This is a genomic window from Blautia sp. DFI.3.45 (assembly GCF_020593505.1).
GTDB lineage: Bacteria > Bacillota > Clostridia > Lachnospirales > Lachnospiraceae > Blautia_A > Blautia_A wexlerae.
The window spans coordinates 1-21,818 of sequence record NZ_JAJDMI010000042.1 but is presented as its reverse complement, the minus strand read 5'-3'; the positions used below and the strand labels follow the sequence as shown (position 1 = coordinate 21,818).

The window sequence follows — 21,818 nt, the reverse complement described above, 5'->3', positions numbered from 1 at the left end:
ATGAAAAATGCTTATGAGCTTGCTGAAAATATATTGAAGTCCAAACCTGATAAGAATATAGAATTAAAATCATCAGATTCTTTTGCCAGTATTGAGTTATATGGTACATCAGCTTGCAAAAAGGTACAGGATACGGAATTCTGTGAATGTTTTCATTTGGAAAATGAGAGCGGTACAGGAATGATTACATTGTATCATGTGTTTCCAGGAATTGATCTGGTTTATAATGATATGCATATGGAGTATTGCAACAAGGAGCAAAAGCCGGCTTCCAGTGTGATGGAAATAAACTATTGCATGGAAGGCCGTTGCGAATGCGTGTTTGAACAAAATGAATATGGTTATATAGCGGCAGGAGACTTGTCATTTTGTTCTTTGAAAAAAACTGGGCATGTGTCAGAGTTTCCAACATCGCGTTATCATGGAATTACCATTACGCTTGACTTTTCCATGATTACAGACGAAATGAAAAGGATACTGCAATTATTGTCTGTAAATCTGGAAAAGATTAGTAACATTTCAAAAACACATAGTTTTACTATTATACGGGCAAATCAGTCAATAGAACATATCTTTTTGGAATTGTATAAAGTTCCTGAAGAAATCAGATATGGTTATATTCGTGTGAAAATTCTGGAACTATTATTAGTATTAACTGGATTTGATTTAAAGAAAAATAATTCTGAGCATGTATATTTTTCGGATGTACAGATTGATGCAATAAAGCAGGTTCATGCGTTTCTAAAGGGACACTATAGGGGGCATTATACGATTGAAGAATTGTCAGTGCGTTTTAAAATGTCACCAACTGTTTTGAAAAAATGCTTTAAGGGTGTATACGGAAATTCTGTGTACGCTTATATGAAAAAGTACAGGCTGCAGATGGCGGAACGCCTTTTAAAAGAAAATAAACTTACGATCGGGGAGATAGCATTACAAATTGGCTATCAGAATCCGAACAAATTTACATCTGCATTTCGTACAGAATACGGTATGACACCAACGGAATACCGTAAGAAAAAGACACAGGAAAGTCTGAATGGATAGAAAAAGAGTCTGTTTAGTAATTGAGATTCTATATGGAAATCTATAAAATATGCGTTGTAGTTAGAAGAATCTAACTGCAACGATTTTTAATTTAAGGAGGCATCTCATGAAGCAGAAAAAACTTTTAACATTATTTTTAACAGTTGCAACGTCATTTTCAATGTTAGTTGCTTGTAGTAACGCTACATTTGCAGAAAGTACAGGTACGGCAACTGTTACAGAAAGTACAAATACGACGGACAAGAAACAGAAAGCAGATGAAAATCAGGATGCTGCAAAACAACTTTTGGTTGATTTGACGGGTTCATATCAGGAACTATGGCCGGTAATTCTTGATGAAAAATATCAGCAGATCTGGATTGATGATTGTACAGAGTTGGTTGGTGAGGAAAATGCGGAGGCAGCATATGATAAGTTAGCATCCATGGTTTCAGGAACAATTTATGGAGAAGAAGCAGTAGAAGCATACAAAGATGGCGATGGTGTTTATGACTGCTCTTTTAAAGAAGGTGTAAATAAGCTGGAATTTAATGGTTCTGATTCAGTGATCAAGGGATATGATTCAGAAGGAAAAGAAATCTTTTCCCATACATATCATTATGTTGGAATAGAAGAAGTACGTGGGTTATACGAATTTAAAAGTGACGATGCAGACTCAGGCGAATTTACTTATTTCTGCATAGCACCAGATACAAATGATACAACCTATCATATTGAATTGCGCTACGGCAGCGATTTGGAGGCACTTGGAAAATATGATGAAGGAGACTATGCATACTGGCTTGGCTCAGGTATTTCAACAGACTATGATCAGACAATGGTTGAGAACTGTATAGAACTTTTCTGCAAAGAAAATCTGTCTGAATAGAACAGACTTGTAAAACTGCAGAAAGCATCTGCGGAGTGGAAACTGAATACACGAGGAAAATAAAAAATTGAAACACCAAGACTTGACAAATTCCTGTAATGAGTTAAAATATAACAGTGTTATATAGCACTGTTATATTTTGAAAAGAAGTTTAGAGGATACGAAAAGAATGTCGACGAAAGCAGAAGATACACAGAAAAACATATTAGATACAGCCAGAAAACATTTTCTGAAAGATGGTTTGACAGGAGCATCTTTAAGAAATATTGTAAAAGATGCAGGGCTTACTACTGGAGCATTTTACAAATATTATCCGACGAAAGAGGCACTTTTTGATGCACTGACGGATCCTTATATGGAACATATTTATCAGATTTATGACCAGATCGTTGAGGAGTTTGAAAAGCTTTCTGCCAGTGATCAGACAAGGAATATGTCGGATACATCCAGTGATGGGATGGAGCAGATGGTTGATTATATCTATGATCATTATGATAATTTCAGATTATTGTTGAAATGCGGAGACAGTGGAAAATTTGAATTATTCATACACAATATGGTGGAGCGGGAAATGAAGTCCAGCCTGAAATATATGGAAAAAATGAAGGAAGCCGGTGTAAAAATACCGGTTGTAGAGGAAAGCCTTATGCATATGATCTATACGGGATTTTTTTCATCAGTATTTCAGATCATTGAGCATGATATAGACAGGGAGACTGCAAAGAAAAATGTACATCAACTGAAAGAATTTAATACAGGTGGCTGGGAACGATTGTGGAATATTGAATTTCCAGTATAACTGATGCAGGAATTCTGAATAGGTTATGTGTGTTGCAGGTTCTGGATTTCTGAATAAAGTTCAGACAGGATAATAATATCAGGTGGTTGATGCCAGTAAACCACCTATTTTATTATATGTTGGTTAGCGCGAACTAACAGAAGGTAAAGCAATAAAACGAAACAATAAAACGAAACAATAAAACGAACGTAAGGAGTGAAGAGATGTGAAAGAAAAAAAGAAGTCGACAATCAGCTGGATCCTGACATGGGCGGGACAAAAAAGAATTGCTTATGTGTGGAGTGTGTTACTTGCAATAGGAAATGTGATTTTTAAGATTTTGCCGTATTTTATTATTGCAGATGTAGTAAAGCTGTTTTTAAATGGTGAAAAGGAGTTTGAAATATATCTTGCAAAAGCGGTTCTGATTGCATTATCGTTTATCATTGCAGAACTGCTTCATTCACTTTCGACAGCATTGTCACATAAAGCAACGTTTGCAGTACTTGCAAATATAAGAAAATCCTGCTGTGACAAGCTGGCGCGGGTACCTCTTGGCTATGTGAAAGACACACCTTCCGGTACATTTAAAAATATTATGGTGGAAAGAATCGACAGTATCGAGACAACACTGGCGCATATTGTCCCGGAATTCACGTCCAATCTGCTGGCACCGATTGTGATTTTGATTTATTTCTTCCTGACAGACTGGAGACTGGCACTCTGGTCATTGGTGCCGGTTATAGTGGGATTTCTTTCCTATTTTGGAATGATGCTGGATTATAAACCAAGCTTCGAGAGAACGGTTCAGACAACAAAAGATCTGAATGATGCGGCAGTGGAATATATTGACGGAATCGAAGTGATCAAGGCATTTGGAAAGACAGAAAGTTCTTATGCAAAATTTACAAAGGCGGCTATGGCTTATGCAGATTCCTTTATTTCCTGGATGAAACGGTGCTCGATCTTTCATGGACTGATGATGGTGGTCACACCTTATACGCTTCTTACGGTATTGCCGTTTGGGGCACATTATGTAGCCAATGGAACACTTGCGATTTCAGATTTTGTCATCTGCATTATTTTATCACTTGGAATCGTTGGACCGTTGATCACAGTGGGTTCCTATACAGATGATCTTGGCAAGATCGGAGTGATTGTTGGTGAAGTGGCAGGAATTCTGGAACAGCCGGAGCTTGAACGTCCAGAGAAAAGTAAAAGTGTTCCAAAAGATAACTCCGTTACTCTTGAAGATGTCAGATTTGGTTATCACGACAAAGAGATTCTGCATGGAGTAACTATGGAGCTGAAAGCAGGAACGGTAAATGCAATCGTAGGACCTTCCGGAAGCGGCAAGTCGACCATCGCAAAGCTGATTGCGTCCTTGTGGGATGTGGATTCCGGAAGCATTAAAATCGGTGGAGTTGATGTCAAAGAAATGTCGCTTGCAGATTTTAATCGGAAAATTGCATATGTTGCACAGGATAATTATCTGTTCAATGAAACGGTACGTGAAAATATCAGACAGGGAAATCCAGAGGCTACAGATGAACAGGTCATCGAGGTGACAAAGAAAAGCGGATGCTATGAATTTATCATGCAGTTGGAGAATGGATTTGATACGGTTGTAGGAGGTGCAGGAGGACATCTGTCAGGAGGCGAGAGACAGCGTATCTCCATTGCAAGAGCAATGCTAAAGGATGCTCCGATCGTGATTCTTGATGAGGCAACTGCCTACACAGATCCGGAAAATGAGGCAATTCTGCAGAATTCTATCGCAAAACTGGTAGCAGGGAAGACCCTGATCGTAATAGCACACAGACTTTCTACTGTTAAGGACAGTGACCAGATCTTTGTTGTAAATGATGGAAATGTAACAGCACATGGCACACATGAGGAACTTCTGGTGTCATGCCCGCTTTATAAGGAAATGTGGAATGCCCATATTTCTGTAAAAGATACAGTGAAGGAGGGAGAATGATATGTTTGGGATTCTGGCAAAATTCTTTCGTTTTTCAGGCAGGGAAAATGGCAATAAATTTAAACTGTCGATAGTGATCGGACTCATAGAGGCTCTTGCCTCAGCAATGAAGATTCCGGCTATTATGTACATACTGATTGGTCTGCTGAGTGGGAAACCGACAGGAAAATATATTGGAGGCTCCGTTGCGATTATGGTTCTTGCAATTGTAGTCGACGTAATCTGCAAGAGATACTCTACAGTGCTTCAGACAGAGGGAGGATATAATGCAAGTGCTTTTATGAGAATCAAGATTGCAGAACATCTGCGATATCTGCCGATGGGGTATTTCAATTCCAATAGTATCGGGGAAATTTCTTCCATTACAACCAATACAATGGAAATACTTGGCGATGTGGCTGCGAGAGTGGTTATGCTGACAATGCAGGGAATTCTGGAAACATCAATGATCATTCTTATGCTGTTTATTTTTGACTGGAGAATCGGACTGATAGCTGCAGCAGGAGTACTTATTTTCTTTGGGGTCAATTCTGTAATGCAGAATGCAGGGAAAAAAGATTCAGAGCAAAAAGTGTTATGCGATACAGAGCTTGTAAACCAGATCATGGAGTATCTGCAGGGAATATCAGAGGTGAAATCATACAACCTGCTCGGAAAACAGGCAAAAAGATTAAACGATGCAAATGAAGCATGCGAAAAGGTCAATACAAAGATGGAGATGTTGTTTGTTCCCTATCATTTTCTGCAAAGCGTGATAACAAAAATCACAGGTGCTGTGATCGTAGCAGGCAGCGCATATTTTTATATCAATGGAACCATGAGTGCGGTCTATGCGATTGGTATGACAATCTCAGCATTTATGCTTTATTCCAGTCTGGAATGCGCAGGAAATTATTCATCCCTCTTACATGTGGTAAGTGTATGTGTAGATAAAGCAAATGCAATACTGGAGCTGGACACCATGGATATCGACGGCAAAGAGATCCATCCGGAAAATTACGATATCAGACTTTCTAACGTTTCATTTTCCTATGACAAACGGAAGATCATTGACGATATATCGCTCTCTGTCCCACAGAAAACGACGACAGCAATTGTTGGACCGTCTGGTGGAGGAAAATCAACACTTTGCAATCTGATTGCCAGGTTCTGGGATGTGGATTCCGGGGAAGTGACACTTGGAGGTGTGAATGTAAAAGACTACAGCATGAACAGTCTGATGAGTAATTTCTCATTTGTGTTTCAGTCGGTGTATTTGTTTGCAGACACCATTGAGAATAATATTAAATTCGGACGCCAGGATGCAAGTCATGAGGAAGTGGTGGAAGCGGCGAAGAAAGCATGCTGTCATGATTTCATCAGCAAACTTCCTGATGGATATGATACAGTGATTGGAGAGGGAGGAGCTACACTTTCCGGTGGTGAGAAACAGCGTATTTCCATAGCCAGGGCAATTATGAAGAATGCACCAATCGTTATATTAGATGAAGCAACGGCCAATGTTGATCCGGAGAATGAAAAGGAGCTGATGGATGCAGTAGATGCACTTACAAAGGAAAAAACGATTATTATGATTGCCCACAGACTAAAAACAGTCAGACATGCAGATCAGATTGTGGTTGTTGACAAAGGAAAAATTGTGCAACAGGGAACACATGAGCAGCTAATGAAGCAGGAAGGTATCTATAAGAGATTTGTGGATGCAAGGCAGCAGGCGGTGAGCTGGAAACTGGTGTACTGAGAAATATATATAGGTGGCTAAGGAAAAAATGAAAAGGGAAAGGAAGAGGTATATATTTCTTTTTATGGACGCACCCCGTTCCCACTAGAGACGGGTGTGCCAGAGGACAGTTTCTTTGCCCGGTAATATTCCTGTTTCTGGGCATACATGGACAAATCTGCTGCCTTGGTAAGCTGCTCTACGGAAAAATCCGGATGGTCGTCGGCAAAGGCGCACCCGGAGGAAATACTCAGCGTCCCCACATTCGTCCCGGACCAGGCCGCCGCAATCCGTTGCAGCGCCGCCAGAATTTCCTGCGCCTGGGTTTGGGTCATTTGACCCAGCACCACGAACTCATCCCCACCGATGCGGAAGATTTTCCCCCGATCCCCCACCGCCTGGGTGATATACATTGGGCAGCGCCGCATATCAGCTCGTCCCCCGCCTCATGCCCCAGGGCATCGTTGACCCCCTTTAAGCCGTTGATATCCATGAGAAAGACGGTCAGATCTGTCGGAACGGAATCCGCGTACTGCTCCAGACACTCATGATACGCCAGCCGACTGAATACGCCGGTCAGAACATCTACGGAGCTTTTCATACGCTGCTCCATCAGCTTTTTGTTCATCCGAATCCGCTGCGCCGTATAATACTCGTAAATCCATTGGATCAGAACGCTGACAACACTAAAGAGCGCCAACAGAGCCACCAGCGTTTGCAGCAAAAAGGCGGTGATATTTTGGTGTAGGTTTTCGCTGACATCTATGCCTTGCAGGTACAGCTCCTTGAAGATGGCCTTTCGCAGAAACAGGATGCACAGAATGCCCACCACTACCGCAACGGTTTCCGAATAGATCAGCTGCTTCCGGTTTCCGGACTCTTGCATTGCCGGAGGACAGTCGCATAGCTGCGACAATCTGTTTTTCACCGACTTCCGAGTCAGAACCCAATGGATGCCGCAGCAGGCGATGATCGCCAGGACATAGGACAGCCAGTCCCGGAATATGGGATAGGAAAACAGATTTTCTAAAATCATTTGCCGCAGCATAGGGAAACTGCAATATAACGCGGCAAAAACGCACAGCCCATGAAGAAGGGTGCTGGCAGCCGCAATCCCCGCAATGCCCAGATAGACATACCTGCGAGGCTTCCGAAAATAAAGGTCAAAGAGCCAACCGGCTCCCGCCGCAAACAGCACGCGGGCAAATACCAGCATTATGGATCCAAGGGGCATTCCGCTGGCAAAGGGAGAAAATACCCGGTCGAGCTGGGACAGGCTGTAGGTGCCGATCCACATGGACGTGACCACAAAAACGCATACCACCGGCACACTCCCCTGTGCCCCCAGCATCATAGCCGCCACAATCACAAGAATGTGCAACGTGGTGGTGGAAATGGCCGGAAGCTCAATGTATCCCAGATAAGAAAAGGCAAACACCGCTTCCCAGGCCATCAGCATCAGGATGATCTCCTGCAATTTCTTTTTCGTCAGAGCAATCCCATATCGCTGTCGAAAACGCTCCATACTCCTTACTCCTCCACATCCTTTTCTTCATGTATTATACTTATATTATACTTATTCCTGTGTGAAAAGCAATACGATTCATAAATCTTTGCAAACATCAACCTGGACGAGCTTCATGCAAAGCATTCCAAATATTAGCGTGAAGAAGCATACCGCCTGTTAGATGCACTCCTGAAACAGTACAACACATAAGAAAACGATTGCTACACATTTTAACGATTTATGACAAAAGCGGCTTCCCGGGACGGAGAGCCGCTGATTTTCTTTAAGGAAGTTCTCAATGAAGCTTTCCGTGCAAGGGATGTCGGAGCCGACAATGGTTAAAGTATTTCGATTTTAACGCTTCTTGCACCAACAGCGTAAAAAAATATCTTTAGAGGCCTTTGATTCTCTTTTTTACTCATTTTCCAATGCATTTTTCCTCGATAAGACTTTGAAAGGCTATGATCCAATTGCTGTTGATGGCTCGGATATTTATGTTGATGAAATGTATGGACAATATGTGAAAGGAGCTGCGGAAGTAACAAAAGCGGGGTTGACATCTTTTATAAAATAGTTATAATTCTAAATATTAGAAATATAACTATTTTGTTTGTGCTTAACACAAAAAGGGAAGGAACGTGAAACATGGACATATCATTGCATTATCTGACAATGGCTAACCAGATGCTGATTCAGAAGAGGCTTCTGGAGCGGGTGAAGGCTTCGGGGCTTACGCTTGGACAGCCGAAGGTTCTGGATTATCTTAAAAATCATGATGGAGCCAGTCAGAAGGAAATCGCAGCGGGTTGTTTTATTGAGGCAGGGTCTCTGACTTCAATTTTGAATCGCATGGAAGAGAAAGGTTTGATCGAGCGGCGTATGCTCAATGGAAACAGAAGGACTTTTCATATTTTCATGACAGAATCCGGGAAAAAAAGCCAGAAGCTTGTGGAAGAAGCTTTTGTGGAGATTGAGGAGGCTGCATGGAAAGATATTTCTCCAGAAGAAGCAGAGGCTTTTATGAAGATTTATCATAAAATTTACAGTAATCTGTCTGAGACAGGCTGCGAAGAAACAGGGAAAGAAGGAAGGAACAAATGAACAAATTAACAAATTAAAAAGATACGTAATCTTTCTGATCGGCCTGTTCGTGAACTCACTTGGTGTTAGTTTGATCACCAAGGCAAGTCTCGGAACCTCACCAATCACATCGATTCCGTATGTATTAAGCTTAAGTTTTCCGTTTACGTTGGGAAACTTTACGATTTTTTTCAGCGTATTTTTGATCTTACTGCAGTTGCTGATCCTGCGTAAAAATTTTAAACTGGAACATGTTTTGCAGATACCGATATCCATTATCTTTGGATATTTCATCGATCTGACCATGCTTCTGTTTACATGGGTAAATCCACAGACATACATTATGAAAATCGTATATCTTCTGATTGGGTGTCTGATCCTTGGATTTGGTGTGTACATGGAAGTGCTGGCAGACGTTGTAATGTTGCCGGGAGAATCTTTTGTCCGAGCAATCGTTCTGACATGGAGAACCAACTTTGGTACGACAAAAATCTGCTTTGACGTTTCCATGGCAGTGATCGCAGCAGTCCTGTCTTTTGTATTTACCGGACATCTCAATGGTGTGCGTGAGGGTACGATCATTGCGGCACTTCTGGTTGGATTTGTTGCCAGAGTTCTTGGTAAGAAACTTGCATCTGTCTGAAAAAGATGCAACACATAAGATTCAGAAAAAAGACAAACAGCGTGCGGATAACTACCATTATTACATAGGACGCATCTGAGGAGCATCAGCAAACTTTGATCTGATATTCTGATTCTTCATTTACAGTAATGATGATGTCCTATGATTCAGATCCTAAAGAATATGCAAGGCTTGCTGGTTTTGGTTACAGAATGCTTGCTGAGGCAATCAAAGCAGATTTGGCATATCATATCAGTTGTCCGGCACTTCTTATCTGTGGCGAAAAAGATAAAGCGGGCTCAGCCCAAAGCTACAATAAAAAATGGCATCAGAGAGAAGGTTTACCGCTTAAATGGATAAAGAATGCTGGTCATAATTCCAATACGGACCAGCCGGATGAAGTAAACAGACTGATAGAAAAATTTATCAGCGAGGTAGATAGGAGAGGAGTGCCCCGATGAAATTAAATATACAGTGGAAAAAGTATTATGTGGGATTGCATTGATATGGTCAGTGACCTGCTGATGCAGGCAGAGGCAGTCTGAGACGACTGCAGATGACAGGGAAACGCACGCTAGACCGCCGGACGAATGAAACTGATAACAATGTTTACAAGGCGAAATGCCTGGAAAGGATGGATTCATGGAAGCACCAGATGGTGAGATTTCATTTGATTAATTCAGAGTAAATGGTTGGAGAGGCTGCCCTTTGCCGTGGCATCCTTTTTTCCATTTTACAGAAGATATCAAAAATCACAGGTATTCAACCTAACGAAATCGTGATATAATCAAAATATGTTTATACGAAAAGATGGAGGTAGCTTATGGGCGTAAGTTATAACAGGTTATGGAAAATGCTCATAAATAAAAATATGAAGCGGATAGAGATGCAGTACCTCACCGGGATCAGTGGAAACATTCTTGCCAGGATGGGAAAAAACCAGTATGTATCAATGGAGACGATTGAGAAGATTTGCAAGAAACTGGACTGCACCGTTGATGAGATGATGGAATTTACAGATGATGAGTAACAGGAGCAGACATGTCAAATCATTAAACCTGGCAGAATGCTTCAGAAGTCAAAAAGAATTTGAAAAAAGATAACACGTCGGATACGGCATAAATCTCTTAGTAACGCTAAGAGCGCACTTCGATACAGACAATTTCATCTGCCTGTATCGTGCAACCTGCGGTGCTGCTCCCGGTTTTGAGAAATCTCAATCCGGGAAATACAGCGAAATCAAAGATTTCGTACAAGGGGAGTTTCCCCTTGCGGCACAGGTGCCTATCCCAATAAAGTTTATGACTGAATATTTCAGATACAGACATATAAAGTTATAAATTTGGAGGATTCATTATGAGTGAGAAAACAGAGATTACTTTCATGCAAACAAGACTAATCCGGCTTGCTTCAGAAGAGTGGCATTTACCTGTTGAACAGATTATCCACTTGTTTAAAGAAGCTGATGTTCTTGGATATATAGAAAAATGCTATGGGATTTTTCATTGTGAAGGTGATGAAGCTGTGCTTGAAGACATTACAGAATTTCTGGAAGGAAAGGGGATAAAGATTAGTGCTTGAGTTAAAAGATGGATTTGTTCTCTATCATGGAAGTTATTGTGAAGTAAAAGAGCCAGATCTTGCCAAATGTGCAAAGAGAAAAGATTTTGGGCAGGGATTTTATTTAACCACATCCAAGGAGCAGGCAGAAAGTTTTCTGAGAACCTCGATAGTCAAAGCAATCGCAACCGGAACAATTGAAGAGGGACAGAAGTATGGATATATTTCAACTTTTGAATTCAAACTTTCAGAAAATCTTGAAACGCATATTTTTGAAAATGCAGATGTAGACTGGTTACATTGCATTGCCGCTCATCGAAAGAAAAAAATGTTCATCGAAGTTGAACGTGAAATGGCAAGGTATGATATCATTGCAGGAAAGATTGCGGATGATGCAACAAACGCTACCCTTACTGCTTACCTTGCCGGGATTTTCGGGACAGCAGGCGATAAGGAAGCAGACGATTTCTGCATCAGACAGTTGCTGCCCAATAAACTAAAAGATCAATATTGCTTCAAAACAGAAGCCGCTATTAGGTGTCTGAAATTTGTGAAAGGTGAGAAGATATGGCTGAGGTAACAATTCCAAAAGAAAAAATGAATTATACAATAGATCTTCTTATCACTATGGTGACAGATGAGATTGCAGAAGAAACGGGCAAGGACAGAAAAGAGATATTGACAGATTTTCTATGTTCAAAGACAGGAAAAGCACTGTATGATGAGAAGACAAAGTTGTGGTGCACTGGCCCGGCATATATAGCTGAACTGTATATGGAAGAATTAAAGAAATCCTGATATGGGATGTGAGTTTAAATTTATACGACAATATGGTGATAAAAAACTTCTATTTCGAGGAAGTAACAAATAAACCTATATTATTCACGGCATAGCCGTGAATAATATAGGTTTATTTATAAATTTTTATGTTACAGAAAATTACTGTGTTATGCCAACGGCAGAGAAATCTGAAAAGTAGAACCACCGCCCGGGGTATCCAGTACAGAGATTGTTCCTTTATGAAGTGAAATGATCTCATACGCAATACACAGTCCCAGACCAAAATGCTGCCTGTTATTTCTGGCAGAATCTGCCCGGTAAAAACGCCGGAAAACAGAAGTCTTGGCAGAATCCGGAATACCGGGTCCGTTGTCTTTGACGCGGATAAGAAAGTGCGTTTCGGTCTGTGAAAGGGAAAGAACAATTTTCCCGTTTGCGGGGACATAACTGATGGCATTGTCAAGAAGGATTCCAAGCACCTGACTGATCCTTTCCGGGTCACAGGGACAGGAAGGGATTTCCTTTTCCGGAAGTTCAATGAAAAATTTCATATGGTGGTCCTGCATCAGGGGTTCATACTTTTCGTAGGTATCCAGAAGTAAAGTATCCAGTTCACAGAAAACCGGATGCATTTTCCAGGAATGGTTATCTGCATTTGACAGAGAGAGCATATCATTTATCAGGAGCGACATTCGCGTCCCTTCTTTTTCTATGACTGAAAGAAAATGTTCCTGTTCTTTCGGATCTGCCTTTTTCATGGCAGAGATTCCGGACAGGATTACTGCCAGAGGGGAGCGAAGCTCATGGGAGGCAGCAGCGATAAATTCGGTCTGTTCCTGCCTGCTTTTTTCCAGGGGCGTGATCATTCTTCCGGTAAAGAACCAGGAACAGATACTCAGAGCCAGAATTGCCAGAAAAGCTGCGCCGGAGAATGCAAGTCTCTGTAACAGAATCCTGTGTTTTACAGAATCCAGGGAATACAGGATGATCATACTGACGGTTCCGTGGCTCTTGGGGATCAGAGCAGTGGAAACATAGAAATCTTTCATCTGAAAAAAGATCCGTTTTGTCAGTTTACTGACCGCACCGGGATTGGAAAGATCAAGTGCATAGGAAGCAGCAGAGATTTCTTCTGCCTTCCGGAAAATCGTTTCATCCAGAGAATCCGTCTGTAGTTTTTTCAGATAAAGAGAATTTCCGTTGTCTCTGATATCCATGGAAATATCATAATTTTTTTCTGCCTGCAAAATCCAGTCACTGCTGATGATACTCTGCGTTTCCAGATGAGAGATACAGGAGATGGCGTTGTTCTGAAAGGCATTCCACGCATTCTGGCGTGTGCTGTTTTCTGCGATGAAATTACAGGCAGTTGTCATAATAAAAATGACGATGCCGATGATCAGAGCAGAGAAAAAAGTCATTTGAATATGAAGTCTGCGAAACATGAAATATTTACTCCTTTATGAGATTGTATGGTAATTGTATCATGAAAACCTGTAAATAATCTCTAAAAAAATTCCTGTAACCGAGTATAGAGACAATTTAGAGAAAACTCATGTATAATGAAAGATCAGGAGGATGAAAACAGATGAAAATTTTACTGATAGAGGATGACAGGGAACTGGCAGAGAGCATGAGATTTCAGCTCAAAAAAGAAGGCTATGAGACAGATATCTGCGATGACGGAGAAGAAGGGCTTTATTATATGAAAGAACGAAGCCATGATCTGGTGATTCTGGACCGGATGCTCCCGTCCATGGATGGCATCACTGTTTTGCAGGAAGCCAGAAAGAATCATGTTTCCACACCGGTGATCATGCTGACTGCACTGGGAGAATTACAGGATAAACTGACCGGACTGAAAGGCGGCGCAGATGACTATATGGTGAAGCCGTTTGCCTTCGAAGAACTTCTGGCAAGAATACAGTGCATGGTTCGAAGACCCGGAAGATGGGAGAACACGGCAGTATTATCGCTCGGAGATCTTATTTTTGATCCCGAAAGCGGCAGACTGGAAGGAAACGGAAAGGAATGTACCCTTTCCAAACGGGAAGGAGCACTTCTGGAGCTGATGCTTCGAAACGCCGGTCAGACACTTCCGAGAGAGGTGATCCTCAACCGTGTCTGGGGAGCAGACAGTGAGGTGGAGGATGGAAATCTGGATAATTATATTCATTTTCTGAGGCGAAGATTAAAAAGTGTCAGAAGTACACTGAACCTGAAAACCGTCCGGGGAATTGGATATCGGCTGGAAAATTAGAGAAAGTTTAGAGATTTGCCTGTTACAATCCATTTATCCTGAGAGGGACAGAAAGAAAATAAAAACATGGAGGTATATCCTGATATGAGAAAAATAAAAAGATGGAAACAGGGAATCGCCGTTGCCGGAGTGATCGCACTTACCGGCAGCCTGTTTGCCGGATGTGGCGGTGCAGATGGAAAAAATTCCGGAAGCAAAGGAGAAACAGGAAGCAGCAATCAGGCAGGGAATGCAGATACAGCAGATCTTGTGAATGTAAATACCGACAATTCAGATGGTAAAAAAACAAAAGATGAGAGCGCAAAAGCAATGGGACGTTTTCTGGAAAATGATCTTACAGTACCTGAAAACAGCCAGTTTCTGAGAGATGTCAAAGTACTCGACTCAGGTGCATTGCGCATGGTTTATTACAGTACAGCAGATAACTGTTATTATGCAGCAGATTCTGCAGATAATGGAGAAACCTGGACGAATGGAAAAAGTCTGGAAGAACTGTTGGGGCTTAAGGAGAATCTGGGAGAATATATCAGCGTTGTCTCTGCAGCAGCGGATGGAAGTATATTTGTCGGGGCAGATCTGTCTCCTGACAGGGACAATGAAAATGCACAGACAACAGCCGACAGTGGGGAAGAGGATTCTGCGTATGACAACCTGAAAATGGAATTTTTCTATCTTTCCCCTGATGGAAATGTACAGAAAGTTGATACCGGAGATACGATTCAGTCTTCCTATACATTTCAGGCATGTTTCACAGAGAATGGGACAGTTCTTATCGTAGATCCAGGCAATGGCGTAGCAGAGATCAATCCTTCAGATGGAAGTCTGGTGAGAAGATATGAGGAAGGAATCCGTGTTGATTTTATCGGAACAGCAGGAAAAATGTTGTTTACCATTCAGGATCAGACTCTTCACGGATATGATCTGGATACTGGAAAACCACTGGACAATATCAGCGCGCTTACAGAGCAGATCCAGTCTGATGAGCAGGATGTCAACTGGACAACAACCAGCAGTTTTCCGCTTATGTTCTTAAAGGGAGATGAGGATAACAGCCTTTTTTATATTGATCATACCGGTGTTTACAGATATGTTCTGGGAGGCAGCACAGTGGAACAGATAATCGATGGTTCCTTGAATTCGCTCAGTTCACCGGATACAGGAACTGTAGCATGGGGACAGGACAGCGATGGAAATTTCTATGTGGGCTGTAATGCAGGCGAGGATATCAGAATTTATTCCTATGTATATTCCAAAGATACCCCAACGACACCGGATACAGAGCTGACTGTTTATTCCCTGAAAGATAATGATTTCATAAAACAGGCAGCAGTGCTTTTCCAGAAGAAATATCCGGATGTTTATGTAAATATTGAGACGGGAATGTCGGGAGATGATTCTGTTACAGATACAGATGCGCTGAAAGTTCTCAATACAGAGATCATGGCAGGAACAGGGCCGGATGTCCTGCTTCTGGATGGTATTTCAGAGGATACTTATATAGAAAAAGGAATGTTGGAGGATTTAAGCGGGGTATTAAAAGATACAGATATCCTGTCCAATATCAAGGACGCATATACAAAAGAGGACGGAAGCATTTATACCATGCCTGTCAAGTTCGGCATTCCGATGATAGAGGGAAATAAGGATATCATAGCCGGAATTACGGATCTGACAACAGAAGCTGATGCAGCGGAGTCGCAGAAAGATAGCTATGGAAAATTACAATTCTTCAGCGATTTTTCTATAGCACCATCCTATCTGATACAGGGAACCATAGATAATAGTATACCTGCATGGATGAACGAAGACGGAACTCTGAATGAAAATGCTGTGAAAGAATATCTGGAACAGGTAAACAGGATCTGGCAGACTCAGAAAAATGCGATAGAAGAAACAAAGAAAGCTTATCAGATGGGGGATGACTGGGCAGATTCAGATCATTCAGGATATATGGACATTTCAGGATCCGTAACCAGTCTGCTTGCAAAAGTTGATACAGTAGCAGCAGGAGGCCTGCTCTCACCGGAAGGTCTGGTATCTTTAGATTCTGCAAGAAAAGTAGATCCGGATCTGGATTATAAACTTCTGAACGGACAAAGCGAGAACTGTTTCTATCCAAGGAGTGCTGTCGGGGTCAGTGCAAAGGCATCCGAAAAAGAAGCGGCAGAGAAGTTTGTCAAGTTTCTGTTTGAAGAGGAATCCCAGAGAGCAAGTAATACGGAAGGGTTAGCTGTAAATAGTAAAGTTTATGAGGATATGGCTTACTGGAAAATGGGAAAATCCAGCGGAGATACCATTGGCTCGATCGGGGCTTCCTATGATACGGGAGATGGTAATATCAAGCAGATTGAGATGGACGAGATCATTCCGGAAGATGAAGCAATACAGAACATCATGGATCTGGGAAAAACACTTACTGTACCTGCAAAGAGTAATCAGATCATCCGAAATGCAGTAACGGAATCCGGTGAGAAATACCTCAATGGAGAAACGGGGCTGGATGATGCTGTGAAAGAGATCATGCAGGAAGTAAATCTGTATTTATCTGAATAAGCGGCTGTCTGCTGCTGATTACCCAACACTGCAAGGTAAGGGAGTTTAAGAGAATGAAGATTAATTTAAAAGAACACTTATCTTTAACAGAGAAACGGAACGCAAAATCAGATTTGCTGTTTAGTCGGAAACGAAATCGCAGAAGATGTGCAGCTTTCAGAAATACAGAAAAAGGTCTGGCTTTTATTCTTCCGAGTTTTGCAGGTGTCTGCATTTTCTGGCTGATCCCGTATGTGGATGTGATCCGCAGATCTTTTTGCGGGGCAGTGAATGGAGAATTTGTGGGGATAGAGAACTACAGGACGATATTTGCAAACAAAGCGTTTCGTCTGGCAGCAGGCAACACACTTCGGTTCTTCGGAGTGTGTGTGCCGCTGCTGGTGGTATTGTCTCTGATCATAGCAGTCCTGCTTGCAGGGCAAAAAAGATTTACGCAGATTCTGAAAAGTTTCTTTCTTCTGCCAATGGCAATCCCTGTAGCATCAGTGGTACTTCTGTGGAGACTGCTTTTTGACGATCAGGGCTTATTGAATCACCTGCTTCATATGTTATCTGTTCAGACGACTGACTGGATGAATACAGGTGCTTCTTTTTATGTACTGGTGATCAGTTATATATGGAGAAATCTTGGATATGATGTAGTGCTCTGGATGGCAGGATTGTCTGCCATTCCGGCGGCACTTTACGAGGCAGCAAAAGTGGACGGGGCAGGGGAGTGGAAATGTTTTACGAAGATCACACTCCCGAATCTGCTCCCGTCCCTTTTTACGATCGTGGTACTTTCTGTACTCAATGCATTTAAGGTTTTCCGTGAGGCATATCTGGTGGCCGGTGATTATCCACAGGAAAAAATGTATCTGCTTCAGCATCTGTTTAACAACTGGTACAGGGACCTGTCGCTGGATAAGATGTCGGCTGCGGCAGTGGTGACCGGACTGGTGATTTTTCTGCTGATCCTGGGATTGTGGAAAGCCTGGGGGAAAGGCGGGGCAGAATGAGAAAAGTTATGCAGATATTCCGTATCAGGAAGATAGGAAGCCTGCTCCTTGTACTCCTTGCACTGGTGGCAGTATTTCCGGTATTTTTTTCAGTTACAGGATCACTGATGGGGCAGAAGGAATTAAATGATCTTCTGGGGGCGGTACTGACAGCAGACAGTGGATCTGCTTCCGGTCAGGCAGTCAGTTATGTATTCTGGAGAGTACTTCCGCTTTATCCGACGCTGAGATCCTATGTGAAAGTCCTGCTGGATTCTCCGGAGTTTTTTGTGATGTTCTGGAATTCCGTAAAGATTACTGTCGGAGTTCTGGCAGGGCAGATCCTGGTGGGAGTACCGGCAGCGTGGGGATTTGCCAGATATCGTTTTCCGGGAAAAAATCTGCTGTTTATGATCTATGTGGCATTGATGATGATGCCCTTTCAGGTAATGATGCTCAGTAATTATTTGGTTCTGGATCAGATGAAACTTCTGGATCATCTGTGGGGGATTATTCTTCCGGCGGCCTTTTCCACGTTTCCGGTTTTTATCATGTATCGTTTCTTTGAGAGTATTCCGGAGGCACTGATGGAATCTGCGCGGCTGGACGGGGCGGGTGAGCTGCTTATTTTTATCAGAATCGGAATCCCTCTGGGTTCTGCGGGTATCATTTCGGCACTGGTTCTGGGATTTCTGGAATACTGGAATCTGATCGAACAGCCAATGGCATTTCTGAAGACCAAAAGTCTGTGGCCGCTGTCTCTGTACCTTCCACAGATCGATATCTCCCAGACAGGAAAGGCATTTGCGGTATCTGTTCTGGTTCTGATCCCGGCAGTGATCGTTTTTCTGGCAGGGCAGGATTATCTGGAACAAGGGATCATATCCACGGCAATCAAGGAATAGAGCGACAGAAACGAGAGGATTTATCTATGAAGAAAATAAAACTGATAAAAATTCTGGCAGGATTTTTTGCCCTGATGCTTTTGTTTACTTTTCTGTCCAGGGCGGCAGATTCGGTGAATGTAGCACAGGTAGAGACAAAAACAGCTCAGAATCAGGTGATCACGCATGAGGTGACCGGCACAGGTAAAGTGATGGGAACCAGAGAACGGGCAGTTTTTACCCAGGAGGGACAGAAGGTGGAGCAGGTTTATGTGCAGGAAGGACAGAATGTGAAAAAAGGGGATGCGCTGCTGAAGTTTTCTGTAAAATATCTAAAAAAAACCATAAAGGAAAAACAGGATGCCATAGATGTTCTGCAGGGGAAGATCAATGATCTGATCAGTGCAGAGTCTGTGAATCAGCAGAAGAGAAATAATGAGTTTTCAGATGCACAGGAAAATTATAACAGTGCGGTTTCCAGCGGAAATTACAGTGTGCAGGCGGCACAGAATGAGGCAGCCATAGCCAGACAGAAGCTTCAGGATTATTATGCACAGCGGGATGCGGCGCAGAATGACGTACAGGATAAGATACCGGATGAGGAGAAGTTCAGTGATTCCAGCGAGTTTGATGATCCGGGAAATACAGACGATTTTGGGAATACAGATGATCCGGAGAACTCCGATGATTCCGGAAATACGGATCGCACAGATAGCGAAGGGAATAAAAATACATCAGGAAACGGCGACAATTCGAATGCGCAGGACAATTCTCAGGAGCAGGCATTGATTGATGATATCCGGGCGAAAGAGGAGGCGGTCAATGAAGCCATGCTCAGCCGCAGAAGAGAACTTCAGTCAGCAGAGCAGGCAATCCGGGATACACAGATTGGTGATGCTTCGGATTCCACGCTGGAGAATACGCAGGCGGAACTTGAGACTGCGCAGAAAGATCTGGAAACGTTGCAGAAAGTGCTAGCACGAAAGGGAAAAGTGAAAGCACCCTGTGATGGTGTGATAAAGAGTCTGAGTGCAGTGACAGGAAGCCAGACAGGAGCGGAAGCTGCGGTTGTCCTTTATGAATCCAAAGGAACCTTTCGGTTTCAGGCAGAGGTCAGCAAAGATGATCTGAAATACATAAAGAGTGGCGGAGAGGTAATTTTAAAAGGTGCGGATGAAAAAGAGATTACAGGAGCGAAAGTGGAGTCTGTGAAAGAGGACAGCAGTAATGAAAATCAGTACATTCTTTCTGTACAGGTACCGGAGGGAACTCTTTCCATAGGAGATACTGCGGAATTTACAATCTCTCAGGATGCAGGTCCTTTTAATATCTGTGTTCCGCTGAGCGCATTGTATGAGGAAAATGGCAGATACTATGTTTATGTGACAGATACACAGAACACCGTCCTGGGTGAGGTACTGGTAGCGCGAAAAACGTATGTGAATGTGAAAGATAAAAATTCTTCCACTGCTGCGCTGGAGAACGGGGATTTATCAAGTGACCAGAAAATAGTGACTTCCAGTGACAGAGAGATCAGCAGCGGCAGCCGGATCAGGCTGCTGGAGGAATGAGTGTCAGAAGTCAGAGTGCCTTTTTAAGGAAAGCCGGTACTCTGACTGTGTGGCTGATTATTCTCTGTATTTATTTTCTGGGAGTCTATAATTATGTGCAGATCAGAAATGATACAGCAGTATCAGTGTTTCTGTCCGCAGCTTATCCTGACAGGAAAGGAGCAGAAAATATCCTGAAGCAGGAAAGAAAAAGTGAGAAGCCTTATGATGTATGTTTTTATGCAGATGCAGGGTTGAGGGAGATTTCTGCGAAAGAAGGAAACCGGCAGGCACAGGCGATGACTGTGTATCTTAAGGGAAATCCCGCAGGGTATGACTGGCAGGCAGCAGCTCTGACAGAAGGTGATCCGGATGGCTGCGTGATTGATGGTACAACTGCCTGGGAGCTCTTTGGCAATAAGGTTCCGGGTGGTCAGATTCTGTTTCAGGGACGTACTTATACTGTCAGGAAAGTTGCGGACTGGGGGCAGAAAATTCTGGTTTTCGGGGCGGCTTCTGCGGATGATACCGAGACGGAACTTTTTTATAATCGTTTGTTTATCAGAAGGAGAAATGGAGAAACCGAAGAAAGTACAGTGAACGGATTTCTGATGAAATACGGACTTCAGGGAACTGTGGTATCCTCGACTTTACCGAAAAATGCGGGACTGGCGGCATTACTGCTGCTTCCGGCGGTTCTTTCTGGCAGTCTGTGGACGGAAATAAGCAGAGAAAAAAAGAACTATATAGTGAAAGATGCAGAGTACTGGTTCTGCAACCTGCTGTACAGTGTAATGGCAGGGACGGTGGTCTGGCTTCTTTTTACACATCTGACCTGGCCGGAGGGATGGATTCCGTCAAGGTGGTCTGACTTTGGGTTCTGGAAAGAAAAGGTGAATCAGGCTGTGGCAGAATTTAAGCTGTATCTGATGCTTCCGAAGACGGTATCCCAGACGGAAGGTATGATTCTTGGCGGGAAAACGGTTTGTGCAGGAGGGGGTTCCTGTTTTCTGTATTTCTTGTGGAAAGTATATGAAAAGGGATATGACAGAATCTCTGACAGAGGAAGGCGAGGGAAGGATTTTCCAGTGGAGCAGAATTAAATCCCTCTGGCAAAGTTCTAAGCAGTTATTAGGCTGTCAAGGTTCGTTAATAGTTGCTATTCCAACTGTATATTCAGCTTACCGATATTTGAAAATGTCTCATAGAATTCATTCTTATAAGGGCAGCTGCTACACAGCTTGAATGTGATATATCTTGCTGAATGAACTACTTTTGCAGCAATCTTCAGCAGTTTTAAGCGGACGGTATCAATGCGTTGTTTTCGCATATTTGCTGATAACACCAATCTTCTAAGGCTAAGGTGTTTACAATACTCCTAAAGGGCTCCTTTGGGTTATTTTTTAAGATTCGACACCTTAATTTTACCACAAATGGATGCTCTTTTTTCATTCATCTGATAGGTGAAAAGCAATATTCAGTTAAAATATAGAAACTATGTGGTTTTCAGCCACTTTCACGACTGTGCCGTGAATAATCTAGGTTAAATATTTTGTCCAAAAAGAAAGAAAATGCGGCGGTGACAGTTTATACACTGCAACGGACAAAATTATCTCAAACAGATGTAGATAACTTTAATGCACAGTATCCT

At 42.5% G+C, this 21,818-nt stretch carries 21 protein-coding genes and 1 pseudogene; 18 read left to right on the top strand and 4 right to left on the bottom strand.

Annotated features, from left to right (window positions below; genetic code table 11):
* The 5 genes from LJE09_RS13280 to LJE09_RS13260 all read left to right on the top strand — a co-directional run bounded on the left by LJE09_RS13280 (nt 1) and on the right by LJE09_RS13260 (nt 6,415).
* Nucleotides 1-1,047, top strand: coding sequence for a helix-turn-helix domain-containing protein (locus tag LJE09_RS13280; protein WP_055058431.1), 1,047 nt, complete (start codon nt 1-3; stop codon nt 1,045-1,047).
* Nucleotides 1,048-1,153: 106 nt separating this feature from the next.
* On the top strand, nt 1,154-1,915 hold the full coding sequence (locus LJE09_RS13275) for a hypothetical protein (protein WP_025579139.1): 762 nt from the start codon (nt 1,154-1,156) through the stop codon (nt 1,913-1,915).
* A gap of 169 nt (nt 1,916-2,084) precedes the next feature.
* On the top strand, nt 2,085-2,714 hold the full coding sequence (locus LJE09_RS13270; protein ID WP_025579141.1) for a TetR/AcrR family transcriptional regulator: 630 nt from the start codon (nt 2,085-2,087) through the stop codon (nt 2,712-2,714).
* A gap of 205 nt (nt 2,715-2,919) precedes the next feature.
* The gene (locus LJE09_RS13265) at nt 2,920-4,674 is read left to right on the top strand and encodes an ABC transporter ATP-binding protein (RefSeq protein WP_025579143.1); all 1,755 of its coding nucleotides are present in this window, start codon (nt 2,920-2,922) and stop codon (nt 4,672-4,674) included.
* A gap of 1 nt (nt 4,675) precedes the next feature.
* Nucleotides 4,676-6,415: an ABC transporter ATP-binding protein gene (locus tag LJE09_RS13260; protein WP_025579144.1), complete on the top strand. Its 1,740-nt coding sequence runs from the start codon at nt 4,676-4,678 to the stop codon at nt 6,413-6,415.
* Nucleotides 6,416-6,477: 62 nt separating this feature from the next.
* Here the strand turns inward: LJE09_RS13260 and LJE09_RS17975 are convergent, their stop codons facing one another.
* Entirely contained in the window at nt 6,478-6,807 is a 330-nt protein-coding gene (locus tag LJE09_RS17975; protein WP_172680013.1) for a diguanylate cyclase domain-containing protein, read from the bottom strand.
* Nucleotides 6,726-7,919 carry a diguanylate cyclase domain-containing protein gene (locus tag LJE09_RS17970; protein WP_025579148.1) on the bottom strand — a complete coding sequence of 398 codons (1,194 nt, stop codon included), beginning with the start codon at nt 7,917-7,919 and terminating at the stop codon, nt 6,726-6,728. Before LJE09_RS17970 ends, LJE09_RS17975 begins: the two co-directional genes overlap by 82 nt.
* A 627-nt stretch (nt 7,920-8,546) precedes the next feature.
* Between LJE09_RS17970 and LJE09_RS13250 the strand changes: the two genes are divergently transcribed.
* From LJE09_RS13250 to LJE09_RS13220, 7 genes are all read left to right on the top strand, one after another.
* Nucleotides 8,547-9,002 (top strand): MarR family winged helix-turn-helix transcriptional regulator, encoded by a 456-nt coding sequence (locus tag LJE09_RS13250; RefSeq protein ID WP_025579149.1) that lies wholly within the window; start codon nt 8,547-8,549, stop codon nt 9,000-9,002.
* A complete protein-coding gene (locus LJE09_RS13245) occupies nt 8,932-9,624 on the top strand; it encodes a YczE/YyaS/YitT family protein (protein WP_331466583.1) in 693 nt (230 codons plus the stop codon). The genes LJE09_RS13250 and LJE09_RS13245 overlap by 71 nt, the downstream gene beginning before the upstream one ends.
* Nucleotides 9,625-9,758: 134 nt before the next feature.
* Entirely contained in the window at nt 9,759-10,064 is a 306-nt protein-coding gene (locus LJE09_RS13240) for an alpha/beta fold hydrolase (protein WP_025579152.1), read from the top strand.
* A 362-nt stretch (nt 10,065-10,426) separates the two neighbouring features.
* Entirely contained in the window at nt 10,427-10,633 is a 207-nt protein-coding gene (locus tag LJE09_RS13235; protein ID WP_025579153.1) for a helix-turn-helix domain-containing protein, read from the top strand.
* A gap of 326 nt (nt 10,634-10,959) precedes the next feature.
* Nucleotides 10,960-11,184: a DUF3791 domain-containing protein gene (locus tag LJE09_RS13230; protein WP_005341260.1), complete on the top strand. Its 225-nt coding sequence runs from the start codon at nt 10,960-10,962 to the stop codon at nt 11,182-11,184.
* Nucleotides 11,177-11,743 (top strand): DUF3990 domain-containing protein, encoded by a 567-nt coding sequence (locus LJE09_RS13225; RefSeq protein ID WP_227311433.1) that lies wholly within the window; start codon nt 11,177-11,179, stop codon nt 11,741-11,743. The genes LJE09_RS13230 and LJE09_RS13225 overlap by 8 nt, the downstream gene beginning before the upstream one ends.
* Nucleotides 11,731-11,961, top strand: a complete 231-nt coding sequence (locus tag LJE09_RS13220; RefSeq protein WP_025579156.1) for a hypothetical protein — start codon at nt 11,731-11,733, stop codon at nt 11,959-11,961. Before LJE09_RS13225 ends, LJE09_RS13220 begins: the two co-directional genes overlap by 13 nt.
* A 149-nt stretch (nt 11,962-12,110) precedes the next feature.
* Here the strand turns inward: LJE09_RS13220 and LJE09_RS13215 are convergent, their stop codons facing one another.
* Nucleotides 12,111-13,388, bottom strand: a complete 1,278-nt coding sequence (locus LJE09_RS13215; protein WP_227311432.1) for a sensor histidine kinase — start codon at nt 13,386-13,388, stop codon at nt 12,111-12,113.
* Between the two features lie 143 nt (nt 13,389-13,531).
* Here LJE09_RS13215 and LJE09_RS13210 point away from each other — a divergent pair, with 143 nt between their 5' ends.
* From LJE09_RS13210 to LJE09_RS13185, 6 genes are all read left to right on the top strand, one after another.
* Complete coding sequence (locus LJE09_RS13210; RefSeq protein WP_227311431.1) at nt 13,532-14,203, top strand: response regulator transcription factor; 672 nt, start codon at nt 13,532-13,534, stop codon at nt 14,201-14,203.
* Between the two features lie 84 nt (nt 14,204-14,287).
* The gene (locus tag LJE09_RS13205; RefSeq protein ID WP_227311430.1) at nt 14,288-16,756 is read left to right on the top strand and encodes an ABC transporter substrate-binding protein; all 2,469 of its coding nucleotides are present in this window, start codon (nt 14,288-14,290) and stop codon (nt 16,754-16,756) included.
* 53 nt (nt 16,757-16,809) lie between these two features.
* On the top strand, nt 16,810-17,754 hold the full coding sequence (locus LJE09_RS13200; RefSeq protein ID WP_117676343.1) for a carbohydrate ABC transporter permease: 945 nt from the start codon (nt 16,810-16,812) through the stop codon (nt 17,752-17,754).
* The gene (locus tag LJE09_RS13195) at nt 17,751-18,638 is read left to right on the top strand and encodes a carbohydrate ABC transporter permease (RefSeq protein ID WP_226852677.1); all 888 of its coding nucleotides are present in this window, start codon (nt 17,751-17,753) and stop codon (nt 18,636-18,638) included. The genes LJE09_RS13200 and LJE09_RS13195 overlap by 4 nt, the downstream gene beginning before the upstream one ends.
* 26 nt (nt 18,639-18,664) lie before the next feature.
* Nucleotides 18,665-20,188 carry an HlyD family efflux transporter periplasmic adaptor subunit gene (locus LJE09_RS13190; RefSeq protein ID WP_161276108.1) on the top strand — a complete coding sequence of 508 codons (1,524 nt, stop codon included), beginning with the start codon at nt 18,665-18,667 and terminating at the stop codon, nt 20,186-20,188.
* Nucleotides 20,185-21,270, top strand: a complete 1,086-nt coding sequence (locus LJE09_RS13185) for a hypothetical protein (protein ID WP_173700802.1) — start codon at nt 20,185-20,187, stop codon at nt 21,268-21,270. The genes LJE09_RS13190 and LJE09_RS13185 overlap by 4 nt, the downstream gene beginning before the upstream one ends.
* A gap of 56 nt (nt 21,271-21,326) precedes the next feature.
* Here LJE09_RS13185 and LJE09_RS13180 read toward each other — a convergent pair.
* A pseudogene (locus LJE09_RS13180) lies at nt 21,327-21,521 on the bottom strand (transposase); the annotation flags it as partial.
* Nucleotides 21,522-21,818: the final 297 nt, after the last annotated feature.

Coding starts and splice junctions, on each gene's coding strand:
- LJE09_RS13200 (WP_117676343.1), top strand. CDS start 16,810: ATGAAGATTAATTTAAAAGAACACTTATCTTTAACAGAGAAACGGAAC.
- LJE09_RS17970 (WP_025579148.1), bottom strand. CDS start 7,919: ATGGAGCGTTTTCGACAGCGATATGGGATTGCTCTGACGAAAAAGAAA.
- LJE09_RS13270 (WP_025579141.1), top strand. CDS start 2,085: ATGTCGACGAAAGCAGAAGATACACAGAAAAACATATTAGATACAGCC.
- LJE09_RS13195 (WP_226852677.1), top strand. CDS start 17,751: ATGAGAAAAGTTATGCAGATATTCCGTATCAGGAAGATAGGAAGCCTG.
- LJE09_RS13235 (WP_025579153.1), top strand. CDS start 10,427: ATGGGCGTAAGTTATAACAGGTTATGGAAAATGCTCATAAATAAAAAT.
- LJE09_RS13280 (WP_055058431.1), top strand. CDS start 1: ATGAAAAATGCTTATGAGCTTGCTGAAAATATATTGAAGTCCAAACCT.
- LJE09_RS17975 (WP_172680013.1), bottom strand. CDS start 6,807: ATGTATATCACCCAGGCGGTGGGGGATCGGGGGAAAATCTTCCGCATC.
- LJE09_RS13220 (WP_025579156.1), top strand. CDS start 11,731: ATGGCTGAGGTAACAATTCCAAAAGAAAAAATGAATTATACAATAGAT.
- LJE09_RS13260 (WP_025579144.1), top strand. CDS start 4,676: ATGTTTGGGATTCTGGCAAAATTCTTTCGTTTTTCAGGCAGGGAAAAT.
- LJE09_RS13185 (WP_173700802.1), top strand. CDS start 20,185: ATGAGTGTCAGAAGTCAGAGTGCCTTTTTAAGGAAAGCCGGTACTCTG.
- LJE09_RS13230 (WP_005341260.1), top strand. CDS start 10,960: ATGAGTGAGAAAACAGAGATTACTTTCATGCAAACAAGACTAATCCGG.
- LJE09_RS13215 (WP_227311432.1), bottom strand. CDS start 13,388: ATGTTTCGCAGACTTCATATTCAAATGACTTTTTTCTCTGCTCTGATC.
- LJE09_RS13210 (WP_227311431.1), top strand. CDS start 13,532: ATGAAAATTTTACTGATAGAGGATGACAGGGAACTGGCAGAGAGCATG.
- LJE09_RS13240 (WP_025579152.1), top strand. CDS start 9,759: ATGTCCTATGATTCAGATCCTAAAGAATATGCAAGGCTTGCTGGTTTT.
- LJE09_RS13205 (WP_227311430.1), top strand. CDS start 14,288: ATGAGAAAAATAAAAAGATGGAAACAGGGAATCGCCGTTGCCGGAGTG.
- LJE09_RS13250 (WP_025579149.1), top strand. CDS start 8,547: ATGGACATATCATTGCATTATCTGACAATGGCTAACCAGATGCTGATT.
- LJE09_RS13190 (WP_161276108.1), top strand. CDS start 18,665: ATGAAGAAAATAAAACTGATAAAAATTCTGGCAGGATTTTTTGCCCTG.
- LJE09_RS13275 (WP_025579139.1), top strand. CDS start 1,154: ATGAAGCAGAAAAAACTTTTAACATTATTTTTAACAGTTGCAACGTCA.